This is a genomic window from Rhizobium sp. K102 (assembly GCF_022385315.1).
Taxonomy (GTDB): Bacteria; Pseudomonadota; Alphaproteobacteria; order Rhizobiales; family Rhizobiaceae; genus Rhizobium; species Rhizobium croatiense.
Window position 1 is genome coordinate 409,348 of record NZ_CP092436.1, and the last position, 12,803, is coordinate 422,150.

Annotated in this window: 11 protein-coding genes; 3 read left to right on the plus strand and 8 right to left on the minus strand. The window is 60.6% G+C overall.

The features are described 5' to 3' along the window. Positions 1–48: 48 nt before the first annotated feature. Positions 49–1,746, minus strand: coding sequence for an adenine deaminase (gene ade / locus MHI61_RS07935; RefSeq protein WP_239791583.1), 1,698 nt, complete (start codon positions 1,744–1,746; stop codon positions 49–51). 461 nt (positions 1,747–2,207) lie between these two features. Further along, positions 2,208–3,311 (minus strand): branched-chain amino acid ABC transporter substrate-binding protein, encoded by a 1,104-nt coding sequence (locus MHI61_RS07940; RefSeq protein WP_239791584.1) that lies wholly within the window; start codon positions 3,309–3,311, stop codon positions 2,208–2,210. A 463-nt stretch (positions 3,312–3,774) separates the two neighbouring features. On the opposite strand from MHI61_RS07940, the gene MHI61_RS07945 reads away from it, so the two are divergent. Continuing rightward, positions 3,775–4,689, plus strand: coding sequence for an HD-GYP domain-containing protein (locus MHI61_RS07945; protein ID WP_097578506.1), 915 nt, complete (start codon positions 3,775–3,777; stop codon positions 4,687–4,689). A 78-nt stretch (positions 4,690–4,767) separates the two neighbouring features. Here the strand turns inward: MHI61_RS07945 and MHI61_RS07950 are convergent, their stop codons facing one another. The 6 genes from MHI61_RS07950 to MHI61_RS07975 form a co-directional block, all read right to left on the minus strand. Beyond that, positions 4,768–6,093 (minus strand): aspartate aminotransferase family protein, encoded by a 1,326-nt coding sequence (locus tag MHI61_RS07950; protein WP_239791585.1) that lies wholly within the window; start codon positions 6,091–6,093, stop codon positions 4,768–4,770. A 270-nt stretch (positions 6,094–6,363) separates the two neighbouring features. Next, complete coding sequence (locus MHI61_RS07955; RefSeq protein ID WP_097578509.1) at positions 6,364–6,681, minus strand: metalloregulator ArsR/SmtB family transcription factor; 318 nt, start codon at positions 6,679–6,681, stop codon at positions 6,364–6,366. A 104-nt stretch (positions 6,682–6,785) separates the two neighbouring features. Then, positions 6,786–7,535 (minus strand): pyridoxamine 5'-phosphate oxidase family protein, encoded by a 750-nt coding sequence (locus tag MHI61_RS07960; protein WP_239791586.1) that lies wholly within the window; start codon positions 7,533–7,535, stop codon positions 6,786–6,788. Between the two features lie 31 nt (positions 7,536–7,566). Then, complete coding sequence (gene choV, locus MHI61_RS07965; protein WP_239791587.1) at positions 7,567–8,619, minus strand: choline ABC transporter ATP-binding protein; 1,053 nt, start codon at positions 8,617–8,619, stop codon at positions 7,567–7,569. Beyond that, positions 8,616–9,461, minus strand: coding sequence for a choline ABC transporter permease subunit (choW, locus tag MHI61_RS07970; RefSeq protein WP_097578515.1), 846 nt, complete (start codon positions 9,459–9,461; stop codon positions 8,616–8,618). The genes choV and choW overlap by 4 nt, the downstream gene beginning before the upstream one ends. A gap of 73 nt (positions 9,462–9,534) precedes the next feature. Continuing rightward, on the minus strand, positions 9,535–10,491 hold the full coding sequence (locus MHI61_RS07975; protein WP_183843254.1) for a choline ABC transporter substrate-binding protein: 957 nt from the start codon (positions 10,489–10,491) through the stop codon (positions 9,535–9,537). A gap of 236 nt (positions 10,492–10,727) precedes the next feature. On the opposite strand from MHI61_RS07975, the gene MHI61_RS07980 reads away from it, so the two are divergent. Then, the gene (locus MHI61_RS07980) at positions 10,728–11,330 is read left to right on the plus strand and encodes a thymidine kinase (protein ID WP_010030170.1); all 603 of its coding nucleotides are present in this window, start codon (positions 10,728–10,730) and stop codon (positions 11,328–11,330) included. A 341-nt stretch (positions 11,331–11,671) separates the two neighbouring features. Continuing rightward, positions 11,672–12,745 (plus strand): hypothetical protein, encoded by a 1,074-nt coding sequence (locus MHI61_RS07985; protein WP_239791588.1) that lies wholly within the window; start codon positions 11,672–11,674, stop codon positions 12,743–12,745. Positions 12,746–12,803: the final 58 nt, after the last annotated feature.

A 12,803-nucleotide genomic window follows, 5' to 3' on the forward strand; every position in this document is an offset into this window, starting at 1 on the left:
GACTGGATATACGGCTCTAATCAAATCTCGTGGGCCATATCAATTGCATCACCCCATCAGCGCGAACTTGTCCACGTCGACCATGCCACGGTCGGATATTTTCAGGTGCGGAATGACCGGCAGCGGCAGGAAGGCGAGCTGGAGGAAGGGTTCTTCCAGCGTTGCGCCGAGCGCGAAGGCGGCCTTGCGCAGATGGTGCAGCGTATCGCGGACCTTTTCGTACGGCTCAAGGCTCATCAAGCCGGCGATGGGCAGGGCGATTTCGCCGGTGACCTTGCCATCCTCCACGACGACAAATCCGCCCTGGATCTCGCCGAGGCGGTTTGCGGCGCGCGCCATGTCATCCTCGCTGACGCCGACGACGCAGATATTGTGGCTGTCATGGCCGACGGTGGAGGCGATTGCGCCCTTCTTCAGGCCGAAGCCCTGGACAAAGCCGTTGGCGTGGTTGCCGTTCTTGCCGTGGCGCTCGATGACGGCGACCTTGATGATGTCGTTGGCAAGATCAACCGCCGTCTCGTTGCCTTTGACGGGCAGCCGGTAGCGGCGATGCTCGGTGATGATCTTGCCCGGCATGACGCCGATAACCGATGTCTCGCCCTCCATGGCCGGCACGCCGAAATGTGCGGCGTTGATCGGTCGGGCCTTGACGCTGTCGAGGCCGATCGGAGCGACCGGCTTGCGCGTGGAAAAGAGCGCATCGGTGACGCGCCGGCCGGCGGAGAAGACCATTTCGGCGCGGCAGTTTTCCAGACTGTCGAGAACCACGAGATCGGCGCGCCAGCCGGGCGCGACCAGGCCGCGATCGCTGAGACCGAAGGCGCGGGCGGCCGAAATCGAGGCGGCGCGGTAGATCGCCAAGGGCTCGACGCCGTTGGCGATCGCGGTGCGGATCATGTGATCGAGATGGCCCTGTTCGGCGATGTCGAGCGGATTGCGGTCGTCGGTGCAGAGCGCGAGATAAGGTGAAAGCCGCTCGGTGATGATGGGGATCAGTGCGGCGAGATCCTTCGACACGGAGCCCTCGCGCACGAGGATATGCATGCCCTTGCGGATCTTCTCCAGCGCCTCAGTGGCGGTCGTGCATTCGTGCTCGGTGCGGATGCCGGCTGCGAGATAACCGTTGAGGTCGTTGCCTGATAAAAGCGGTGCGTGGCCGTCGATATGGCCGCCCTGAAAGGCGTCGAGCTTGGCCATGCAGACGGGATCCTTGTGGATCACGCCGGGGAAATTCATGAATTCGGCGAGACCGATGACCTTCGGATGGTCGCGGAAGGGCAGGAGACGCTCGATCGGCAGGTCGGCGCCTGCGGTTTCGAGATGGGTCGCCGGGACGCAGGAAGAGAGCTGGACGCGGATGTCCATGATCGTCTTTAGCGCGGAGTCGAGAAAGAATTCGATGCCAGCGGTGCCTAGCACATTGGCGATCTCGTGCGGATCGCAGATCGCGGTGGTAACGCCATAGGGCAGGACGCAGCGGTCGAATTCATGCGGTGTGACGAGCGAGGATTCGATGTGCAGATGCGTGTCGATGAAGCCCGGAACGACTATTCTGCCCGATATATCGATTTCGGTCTCGCCCTCATAGCTGCCCGAAATGCCGACGATGCGATCGGCGCCGATGGCGATGTCTGATTGGACGAGCTCGCCGGTGACGAGATCGAAGAAGCTGCCGCCCTTCAGCACGATATCGGCGGGCACGCGGCCCACACCCTGGTCGATGAGACGTTCGAGCTTGGTGGTCATGGTCTGGCTACTTTCGCTGTGACATCGGCAATGCTAGTGGAGCGAGAATACAGATGCCAATTTCTAACTCAAGGTCATGATATGAAAGCAATTATTTCCTCGGTCTGCGCAGCAGTTCTTCTGTTGAGCGGCTGCGCAACGACAACGACAACTCAGAATTGGGCCAAATTCACAATCGATAAGCACGGACGCGTTAGCGAGGTTACCTTCGAGAAGCCCTCTGGAAGCGACATTATGGATGCAAGCCTTAAGCGCAGTGTTGTTTCTCGTTTCTACAAAATAGTTCCAAGGCCTCTACCGAACAGGACCTATGTTCAGCCGCTGGTTCTCGTTACACCCACGACGCTGGAAGACTATATGCGTCAAGATGCAAAGAAGGCGGACTGACCGGCCGCTCGGCCTCAACAAATAAAAACCGGGCGCCGTGAGGCGCCCGATCCTGCCTTTGTCAATGCTGCCGGTTACTCAGCAGCGACGATCTTGCCGCCTTCCCACTTGTAGAGCGAGAAGCTCTGCGAGGTCAGGTCGCCGGCTTCGCCGTAGGTGACTTTGCCGATGGCGGTCGGGATCTCCTTGCCGTCTTTCAGCGCGGCGGCGACGGCTGCGGCATCCTCGGCGCTGCCGGCCTTCTCGATGCCGGCCTTCAGCACTTCGACGGCGGCATAGGCGTTCAGCGTGAAGGCCTCGGCCGGAATGTTCTTGGCGGCGAGCGCATCGGCAGCCGTCTTGGAGTCCGGGTTCTTGGTGGCGTCGGAGGCGTTGGTGAACAGTGTGCCTCCTGCCGCATCCGTGCCGATCGCCCAGAATTCGGTGTTGGAGAGGCCGTCGCCGCCGATGATCATCGCGTTGACGGAGAGATCATGCAGCTGGCGGGCGAGCAGGCCGCCTTCCGGGTGATAGCCGCCGAAATAGACGATATCGACCTTCTCGGACTTGATGCGGGTGGTGAGCGCGCTGAAGTCCTTGTCGCCGGGCGTGATCGCGTCATTGACGACTTCGGTAACGCCGCCGGCGTTCAGCGTCGCCTTGAAGGCATCGGCGAGACCCTTGCCGTAAGCGCCTTTGTCGTTGACGATGGCGATGCGCTTGTCCTTGAAGTTCTGCAGCACGTATTTGGCGGCGACTTCCGCCTGCTGGTCGTCGCGACCGCAAGTGCGCAGCACATTGGCGAGGCCGCGCTTGGTCAGGTCGGGGGCGGTCGCTGTCGGGGTGACCATCAGCACGCCGTTTTCAGCCAGAACGTCCGAAACCGGGATCGCAACGCCCGATGTTACCGGGCCGACGACGAAGCGGATGCCGTCGCCGACGATCTTGTTGGCGGCGGAAACGCCCTGCTTCGGTTCGCCGGCATCGTCGGCGAGTTCGAGGACGACCTTCTCGCCGAGAATCCCGCCCTTCTTGTTGATCTCGTCGACGGCGGTCTGAGCGCCGTTCTTCACCTGATCGCCATAGGCGGCGACCGGACCGGTCAGCGGCGCGATCAGCCCGATGGTGATATCGGCATGGGCAAGCGGTGCAAAGGCGAGTGACGCGACGAGGGTCGCCGTCAATGTCTTGAGAGTCATTGTCTGTCTCCTTGGATGGGGTCTTCGACCCACGATGAGGCGCCGCGCCGGTTTACCCGATCATTCAACGGCCCTTCAGGGCCGTGCCAAGGACGAACGGTAACGGCGCGATCAGCGAGCCCGCCGGCCATGTTTGACTCGAGGAAGCTCATGCGAGATTTCTAGGAATTTTGATGAGATTGCGCAAGTTCATAACAAAATAGACGGGAAATACGGTCGATCCGACCGAAAATGCGCTTGAGCGGATCATTTTCTATGTTTTCGAGGATTTTTCAGAAGCGAGGTCGCCAAAGTCCACGGGTGCTCCCTCGGACAAAACCACCTCCACAGGGTTGTCTTTAGCTTTCCTATTAACCGTTAGTTTGGCCAATGACAGTAGGATCCCACCATACCCAAATACGGCAGCATTGAAAAAGAGACGACATAAAGAATTACAGAAACATATCGGGAAACAGAGATCTGAATGCTCAAGCGTATCGATGCCGGTCAGGTGCGGATCGGAATGTTTGTGGAGGCTGTCGAGGGCCTGTGGCAGGATCCGCTTTTGTCCAAGCGCAGATTTTCCCTGCGGCGCGAGGTCGATGCGGCAAAAATTCGTAAATGCGGCACCGCCAGCGTCGTCATCAATACCAGCAAGGGGCTCGACATCAACGGCCTGCCGGGCCGTGACATCGAGGTCGACATTCAGGCGGCGCGCGAAACCGTCCAAAAATCCGTGCAGTTGCTGGAGGAGGCTTTCGGGCGGCTGCGCAATGGCGACGGAATAAGCGTTGATCACCTGACGCCGGTCATTTCTTCCGTCTCCAAGTCGATGGATGAGAACCCTTCGGTTTTCCTCAGCGTCACACGCCTCAAATCAAAAGACGAAGTGACCTTCCTGCATTCCATTTCGGTGAGCGCGCTGATGATCCTTTTCAGCCGCCATCTCGCACTCGATGAGCATACGATCCAGATGCTCGGCACCGCGGGTTTGCTGCACGACGTCGGCAAGCTTGAAATTCCGCTTGAGGTCCTCAACAAGGCAGGGCCTCTGCAAAGGGATGAGATCAGCTTGCTCCGGGGCCATCCGGAGAAGGGGCATGCGATCCTGTCGCGGCAGGAGGGCATGTCGGAGATCGTCCTCGACGTTTGCCTCAATCATCACGAGCGCATCGACGGCAAAGGCTATCCGCGCAGCTTGTCCGGCAGCGAGGTGAGCCTTCACTCACGGATTGCGACGATCTGCGATGTTTACGACGCCATCACTTCGGTGCGGCCGTATAAGGCGCCATGGAGCGCCAGCGAGGCACTGAAATGGATGCTCGGCGCTGAAGGGCATTTCGATCGCCAGCTCCTGAAAAAATTCGCCCTCTGCCTTTCCGTCGCTTCTGTGAGCTGAGTATCTTGTATCTTCAGACGAAAAGACCCGCGAAAGCATTGTCCATCGCGGATCTTGAGCTGATCTTCGGCCGCGTCTTCAGATGTTGTTCTGAAGGATGCTCCTGAGCTTGCCGAAAAGTTCGTCGATATGGTGCTTTTCGATGATCAGCGGCGGGGAGAGCGCGATGATGTCGCCGGTGGTGCGGATCAGAAGTCCGCTCTCATAGGCCTTCAGGAAAGCCGTGAAGGCGCGCTTGGTGGGTTCGCCGGCGATCGGGTCGAGTTCAATTGCGCCGATCAGGCCGGTGTTTCTGATATCGATGACGTTGGGGCAGTCCTTGAGCGAATGCAGCGCGTCGGCCCAGTAGTCGGAAAGTTCGGCGGCGCGGGTGAGCAGGCCCTCTTCCTTGTAGGTGTCGAGCGTGGCGAGGGCTGCAGCGGACGCGATCGGGTTGCCGGAATAGGTGTAGCCGTGGAAGAACTCGATCATGTGCTCGGGGCCGTTCATGAAGGCGTCATGAATCTCGGAGGTGACGAACACGGCGCCCATCGGGATGACGCCGTTGGTCAGTCCCTTGGCGGTGGTGATCATGTCGGGCTTGACGTCGTAATATTGCGCGGCGAAGGGGGCCCCGAGGCGGCCGAAACCGGTGATGACTTCGTCGAAAATCAGCAGGATGCCGTGCCTGGTGCAGATTTCCCGCAGCTTTTGCAGGTACCCCTTCGGCGGGATGAGGACGCCGGTCGAACCGGCGACCGGCTCGACGATGACAGCAGCGATGGTGGAGGCGTCATGCAGCGTTACGATGCGCTCGAGTTCGCTGGCGATGTCGCCGCCATGCTCAGGCTCGCCGCGGCTGAAGTTATTCTTGCCGGGCTGGTGGGTGTGCGGCATGTGATCGACACCGGTGAGCAGCGTGCCGAACATCTTGCGGTTGGCGACGATGCCGCCGACGGAAATGCCGCCAAAATTGACGCCGTGGTAACCGCGCTCGCGGCCGATCAGGCGGAAGCGTGAACCGTTGCCCTTCACGCGGTGATAGGCCAGCGCCATCTTGAGCGCGGTCTCGACGGATTCGGAGCCGGAATTGGTATAAAGGACGTGGTTCATGCCTTCCGGGGCGATGTCGACCAGACGGTTCGCCAGTTCGAAGGCCTTGGGGTGGCCGAGCTGGAAGGCCGGGGCGTAATCGAGTTCGCCCGCCTGCTTGCGGATCGCCTCGGTGATCTTCGGACGGCAGTGGCCGGCGTTGACGCACCAGAGGCCGGCCGTGCCGTCCAATACCTGACGACCGTCATGGGTGGTATAATACATGTCCTTGGCCCCGACGAACAACCGCGGCTCCTTCTTGAACTGGCGATTTGCCGTAAACGGCATCCAGAAGGCGCGAAGATCATTCGGTGCATTGAGGCGGTTGGACATGCTGTTCTCCTGGCCGTCGACGGCCCGTTCCCGAGGGCTTGTCGCCCGAATTTTTACTGCCCGGTCAAATTATCAGGGCCTCTCAACGCGTCAACGAGAAAAGTCCCGACATGCTTCCGCTCAGAAGAACTCACCAAAAGACACGACCGGCAAATCGCCAGATTTGCCGGTCGTGTCGTTAAGGTTCAGGTGCTGAAATATCGTTGCCGAGGCTTCCGGGAGGATTCCCGAGCGCCACCGGCACGGCTGACGGTCATGTCAGCGCTATCATCAGGCTGCAGATCTGCTTCTGCTCGGAACGAGGTAGATGTCTTCGAGCGTTGCCAGGATCTTCATGACCGGCTCGGATGTGCTTGAGTAATAGATGGTTTGGGCGTCGCGGCGGGTCTTGACCAGCTTCTGCGCGCGCAATTTCGACAGGTGCTGTGAAAGAGCCGACTGGCTGAGGCCGACTTGCGTGGCAAGGACGCCGACGGCGACTTCGCCCTTCACCAGGCTGCACAGGATCAGCAATCTTTTCGGGTTGGCCATGGCTGACAATAGTGCTGCCGCCACATTCGTGTGGTCAGCTAAATTAGGGGTTTCCATATTGTTATCTTCCTAATGCGAAACGTACATCATCCGTATGGGACAGTCTGCGGAGCGGGCGGCCAAAACTAGCAACTAGGCTCGAAGATTGTATATACCTAAATTTAAGGTATCGAGTATGCTACTTTAGATATGTTTGAACAAATGTGATCGGAATCGGCAGCGAGAGTTTCGAATTCATAACGCATCAAAAAGTCCCCGGAAATGATCTCAAAACCCGCCGGATCGACGCCGCAGATGCGCCAAGAGGGTGATTCCGGGGCATTTAAGCGCACCGCAAGGGTTGCCGCCACATCGGGATGGCGCTCTACTAATTCTCGCACTGTTTCGGCCGCTTTGGCGGCGATCGCCTCGTTTGCCGGCGATTGGATGACGAGGTCACTTCCGTCGAGATGGTAGGCGCGGCCGAAGCCGCCGTTGAGGCTCGCCCGCTCCGGTTTGAGACGGAAGAAGAGGAAGTCGGGAAAATCGATATAAAGTTTTGCCTTAGGATGGCGATCGAGAAAACGCGTGCGGATGCGCTCGTGGATGCAATGACCATGCTCGACCGGCTCCGCCACGCATTGGGTCGTCAGCCGGCCATAGGCGAGGGGATCGCCCTTGCCCGGCTCGCCGGTGAGCAGCGAGGCGCGTGGGTCCCTTGCCAGCGCCTTGGTGTGAGCCGAAAGCCGCGAAACGAGGATGACGGGGACGCCGTCGATATCGGTGGCGAGGAGGACGCGGCTGGCGAAGGGAAAACCGGTCTCGGGATCGAGAACAGCGATCGCCGCGTGTCGTGCGGAGCGCAGCAGCACGCGGGCGAACTTGCGGGCTTCATCGTCGGTTTCGCGTAAGGGCGAGGGTTGATCTTTCATAACCGCTTTGTGGCAAAGCGGATTGAAAACATCAAGCGTCCTCCTTGCGGCGATGGCGTGTAAGGCCGGCGACGATATCCTGGGCCGTGATGGTGCCGATGACCGTGCCGTTTTCCACGATGCCGATGCTGCCCGGCTGACGGGCGAGCACGTCGAGGATATCGACGAGCGGGGTGGCGGCGCGGGCCGTGGCGCTGACGCTCATGCCGGCGGCCGTCTGGCCGAGGCCGGGCTGCATGACATCGGCGGCGGTCAGCATGTTGATCGGATTGAGGTTCTGCACGAAATCGGCAACATACTGATCGGCGGGGTTCTTGACGATATCATGCGGTGTTCCACACTGAATGATACGGCCGCCCTCCATGATGGCGATGCGGTTGCCGATGCGGAAGGCCTCGTCGAGATCGTGGCTGACGAACAGGATGGTCTTTTTCAGCCGCCGCTGGAACTCCAGGAGTTCATCCTGCAGGCGGGTGCGGATCAGCGGGTCGAGCGCCGAGAACGGCTCGTCCATCAGCAGGATCGGCGCGCCGGTGGCAAAGGCGCGGGCAAGGCCGACACGCTGCTGCATGCCGCCGGAGAGTTCGTTGACCTTGCGGTCGGCCCATTTCGTCAGGTTGACGAGTTCGAGCTGCTCGCCGACGCGCTGCTTGCGTTCGGCCTCCGGCATGCCGGCAAGTTCGAGACCGAAGCCGACATTTTCCGCGACTGTGCGCCAGGGCAGAAGCGCGAACTGCTGGAACACCATGGAGACGGTGTGGGTGCGCAGGCCGCGCAGCGCCTTGGCATTGCATCGGTAAGGGTTGACGGGGCCGGTGGAGGTCGAGACCGAAACATCGCCGCGCACCACGGGAGCAAGCCCGTTGACGGCGCGCAGCAGCGTCGACTTGCCGGAGCCGGAAAGGCCCATCAGCACAAGGATTTCGCCTTCCTCGATGGTGAGCGAGGCATCGGCGACGCCGAGCACAAGGCCGGTTGCGGCGCCGATCTCATCGCGTGTTTTGCCCTGGTCGACCATCGCAAGCGCGGTCTCCGGGCGGTCGCCGAAGATGATGCTGACATTCTTAAAGTCTATCGCTGTCATGCGCCGTCTCCTTCGTCGCCTGCGCGGAATATGCGGTCGAGAATGATCGCCAGGATGACGATGCAGAAACCGGCGTCGAAGCCTTTCGCGATGTTGACCGTGTTCAGCGCGCGCACCACAGGCACGCCAAGTCCGGGAGCGCCGACAAGCGCGGCAATAACCACCATCGACAGCGACAGCATGATGGTCTGGGTGAGGCCCGCCATGATCTGCGGCGCGGCGAAGGGAAGCTCGACCTTGCGCAGCACCTGCATCGGCCGCGCACCGAAGGCGACAGCGGCTTCAACGAGGGACGGCGGCGTCGAGATGATGCCGAGGCGCGTCAGCCGGATGGGGGCGGGAATTGCAAAAATGACGGTTGCGATCAGGCCCGGCACCATGCCGAGGCCGAACAGGATCAGCGCCGGGATCAGATAGACGAATGTCGGGATCGTCTGCATGAGATCGAGCACCGGGCGCATGGCGGCATAGACCCAGGGGCGGCGGGCGGCGGCAATGCCCAGCGGAATGCCGATCACCATACAGACGAAGGTGGCGGCGAGCACGAGGGCGAGCGTCTCCGTCGTCTCCTTCCAATAGTCCTGGTTCACGATGAGCAGCAGCCCGAGACAGGTGAAGACGGCGATCGCGATCGACCGGCGCAGCCAGAAGGCAATGCCGGTGATGGCAGCGATGACGATCAGTGGGTGAGGCTTCTGCAACACGAAGAGCAGGCCGTCTATGGCGCTCGACAGCAAGAATGCCAGCTGGTTGAAGAACCACTCGCCATTCGAGGTCAGCCAGTCCACGAAGGATTTGGCCCCGGGGCCGATGGGAATCTTAAAGTCGGTGATCCAATTCAAGGTGCGCGCCTATCCAGAAAAAATCAACAATCGGACAAAATGAAATGGGGGGCGGCAAGCCGCCCCATTCATATCAAAGGCCGAGGCCGGTCTTGGCGGCTGCGAGCGCTTCGCCTTGGCCGTCGCGGGTCTTGACGCCGGCGAGCCAGGGCTCGAGGGCCGAGGGGTTGGCCTTCAGCCATGCGGAAGCGGCTGCTTCAGGCTCTTCGCCGTCGTTGAGGATCTTGCTCATGATCTGGTTCTCCATGTCGAGGGAGAACTTCAGGTTCTTGAGCATAGTGCCGACATTGGGGCATTCTTCGAGATAGCCGGCGCGAACGTTGGTGAAGACCTTGGCGCCGCCGAAGTCGGGACCGAAGACGGCATCGCCGCCGCTCAGATAGGTCAGCTTGAAGTTGGTGTTCATCGGATGGGGTTCCCAGCCGAGGAAGACTACCGGCTTGCCTGATTTGTCGGCGCGGGCGACCTGGGCGAGCATGCCTTGTTCGGAGGATTCGACGACCTCCATACCCTTCATGCCGAAGGTGTCCTTTTCGATCATGTCCATGATCAAGCGGTTGCCGTCATTGCCGGGCTCGATGCCGTAGATCTTGCCGTCGAGATCGTCCTTGTGGGCCGCGATGTCCTTGAAGTCCTTGATGCCGAGTTCCGCGCCCTTGGCGTTGGTGGCGAGCGTGTACTTGGCGCCGACGAGGTTCGGGCCGAAGGATTCGACCGACTTGTCGTCGAGATAGGGACGGACATCCTTTTCCTGGGTTTCCATCCAGTTGCCGAGGAAGACGTCGATGTCCTTGTTCTTCAGCGAGGTATAGGTGACCGGCACCGAGAGAACCTTGACGTCGGTCTGGTAGCCGATGCTCTTCAGGACGACGGATGCGGTGGCAGTGGTGGCGGTGATGTCGGTCCAGCCGACGTCCGAGAAGCGCACGGTGGAGCAGCTTTCAGGGTCTGCGGCGAAGGCAGCGGTCGCAACGGAGAGGGCGGCGACGGCGGTTGCGGTGACAAGTTTGAATGTGCTTGTTGTTTTCATTTTAGACTTCCAGTCTTTAGGTCCCCAAGCCAATCACCAATAGCCCAGTTTGACAAGCGACCTCAGTGTGATTGCGTCGTATCGACGGGTGCGATTGCGACGTCGGCGATTTTTTCGCAGTGTCTCGTTTTGGCGGCGTTCGCCGGTCTTTAGGTGCTGATTCTTGTGATTATCGCCGGCGCGGGGCTTTTCTTTGCGGTTGTGAGCTTTCAATAAGCCGAGCAAGGAGACATCGGATGGCAAAACTCTATTTCAACTATTCGACGATGAACGCCGGCAAGTCGACGCTGCTGCTGCAGGCCTCCTACAATTATCAGGAGCGCGGCATGCGTACGGTGCAGCTGATCGCCGCCTTCGACGAGCGCGCCGGCCGGGGCGTCATCGGCTCGAGGATCGGGCTGGAAGCGAGCGCCATCCCCTTCGAGCCGCACGAAGATCTGTTCCAGCTCATCGCCGGGCTGCGCGGCGAGGGGGCACCGATTTCCTGCGTCTTCGTCGACGAGGCGCATTTCATGACGGCCGTCCACGTCTGGCAGCTTGCCCGTGTCGTCGATCGGCTCGGCATCCCGGTTATGGTCTATGGGCTCCGGACCGACTTCCAGGGCAAACTGTTTCCGGCCTCGCAGGAGTTGTTGGCGATTGCCGACGAGATGCGCGAAGTGCGCACGATCTGCCATTGCGGCCGCAAGGCGACGATGGTGGTGCGGCTCGACGCCGAAGGCAAGGTGCTGCACGAGGGCGCACAGATCGATGTCGGCGGCAACGAAAAATATGTCTCGCTCTGCCGCAGGCACTGGGACGACGAAATGAACGGGGCCTGGATCGCAGAGCCGGTCTGAAGGGGAGCCTTGTTTTCTTTGGCGCCATAAGCGACTAGAGCATTTCCTGGTTAGATTGAAGCATTCTGTTGGCTCAAACGGAGTCGGATGGTCGACCGGCCGGCGCGCGTCGTAGCCCAGCTCTACGGCCTAGCCGGCCGGTCGATCAGCCGGCCCGTTTCAGCCAACCTGAAAGGCCGGGCATCTTTCCGCCAGGATCAGAGGCGATCGGCTCGGACGTACCTTGGGGTATGCCCATCGCCAATCGCCTCTGCCCTGACGAAAACCTGCTGCGGCAGAATGCTTCAATCTAACCAGGAAATGCTCTAGCCTGCGGGCAGGAGATTCCCTGGAGAAATCAGGTGCGCAAAGCCCCGCCATTCGACAGCCGTTATGAAGCCGCAGGCGGCTTCGCCGAGAAGATCGCGGCCGATGGAGCCTATTGCGCAGCCTGCATCCGTGCCTTTGACAGCGACGAAAAACATTCGGCCGATGAGGTCTTCCTCGAACAGAATGTGCGCTTTCAAGGCCATATCGCAGATGGCGCCGCGTTGGACGCTCTGCTGGCCGAGCTCGTCTTCTTCCTCGACCGGCTGACGGCGGAAGTGTCGGCAGACCTCGACAGTTTCCGGGGATTGACGATGCGCGAGAAAATGGCTGGCTGGACGTCGCGCCAGCGGATGTGGCGGATGTATACCGAGCGTGTGCGCGAGGCGCCCGTTATCGAGCGGCTGCTTGACCTCTTGGTGAAATCGGACGCGCTTGCGGGTCTGATCACCACACAGCGCGCTGCGCTCATCGAACGCCACAAGGCGGCGGAACACAATCTCGTCAGCATTGTCGAGCACCGCCGCAGGCTGGTCGATTCCATCGATATCGCCCGTCTCAGGATGAAGGAGCTCAACGCCAAGGCACTGACGACGCAGGGTCGCATCGGCGTCTACGGCAACAGGGCGCATTGGGAACAGATGGAGGCGGAGCGGCGGGCGCTGAAGGCGGAGGCCGAGCGCATCTCCGCCGAGGAGCACGAGATGCGCGACGACAGCCAGCGGCGCGAGCGCTTCATCAGCCTGTTTCAGGCCTTCGTCGATGCGATGAACGGTCAGATCGCCGTCTGCAACGTGCTTTTGTACAAGCTGATGATCGATGTCGAGGAGCGGCTGATCATCTATCAGGCGCAGGTCGATACCGACCGGCCAGGCATGAAGGTCAGGATCAAGCCGGAGTTCTTTCCCAATATCGCTGCGCCGATCAGCTTGTTCGAGAAGGGCATGCTGGTCGCCCAGGATCTGGAGCGGCGCAAGGGCCGCGCCGATCTCGAAGTCGCAAGACGGCTTCCTGCCTATGCAGAACCATCGCCCGAAGCACCGGGAGCGCCGCTCATCGATACGGCCCGCAGGCCTTTCCGCTTCAGCCTGCCATTTCTGCGTTCTTGAACCCGAGGCGCGGCCGCGCTGCTTTCATTCGTAAAAATCGAGGGGCTCGTGTTGTGCT

What these genes read in the sequence shown, in the direction of transcription:
- MHI61_RS07975 (WP_183843254.1), bottom strand. Translation starts at nt 10,491, where the DNA reads ATGAAAACAACAAGCACATTCAAACTTGTCACCGCAACCGCCGTCGCC.
- MHI61_RS07940 (WP_239791584.1), bottom strand. Translation starts at nt 3,311, where the DNA reads ATGACTCTCAAGACATTGACGGCGACCCTCGTCGCGTCACTCGCCTTT.
- MHI61_RS07980 (WP_010030170.1), top strand. Translation starts at nt 10,728, where the DNA reads ATGGCAAAACTCTATTTCAACTATTCGACGATGAACGCCGGCAAGTCG.
- MHI61_RS07945 (WP_097578506.1), top strand. Translation starts at nt 3,775, where the DNA reads ATGCTCAAGCGTATCGATGCCGGTCAGGTGCGGATCGGAATGTTTGTG.
- MHI61_RS07955 (WP_097578509.1), bottom strand. Translation starts at nt 6,681, where the DNA reads ATGGAAACCCCTAATTTAGCTGACCACACGAATGTGGCGGCAGCACTA.
- choV (WP_239791587.1), bottom strand. Translation starts at nt 8,619, where the DNA reads ATGACAGCGATAGACTTTAAGAATGTCAGCATCATCTTCGGCGACCGC.
- ade (WP_239791583.1), bottom strand. Translation starts at nt 1,746, where the DNA reads ATGACCACCAAGCTCGAACGTCTCATCGACCAGGGTGTGGGCCGCGTG.
- MHI61_RS07950 (WP_239791585.1), bottom strand. Translation starts at nt 6,093, where the DNA reads ATGTCCAACCGCCTCAATGCACCGAATGATCTTCGCGCCTTCTGGATG.
- MHI61_RS07960 (WP_239791586.1), bottom strand. Translation starts at nt 7,535, where the DNA reads ATGAAAGATCAACCCTCGCCCTTACGCGAAACCGACGATGAAGCCCGC.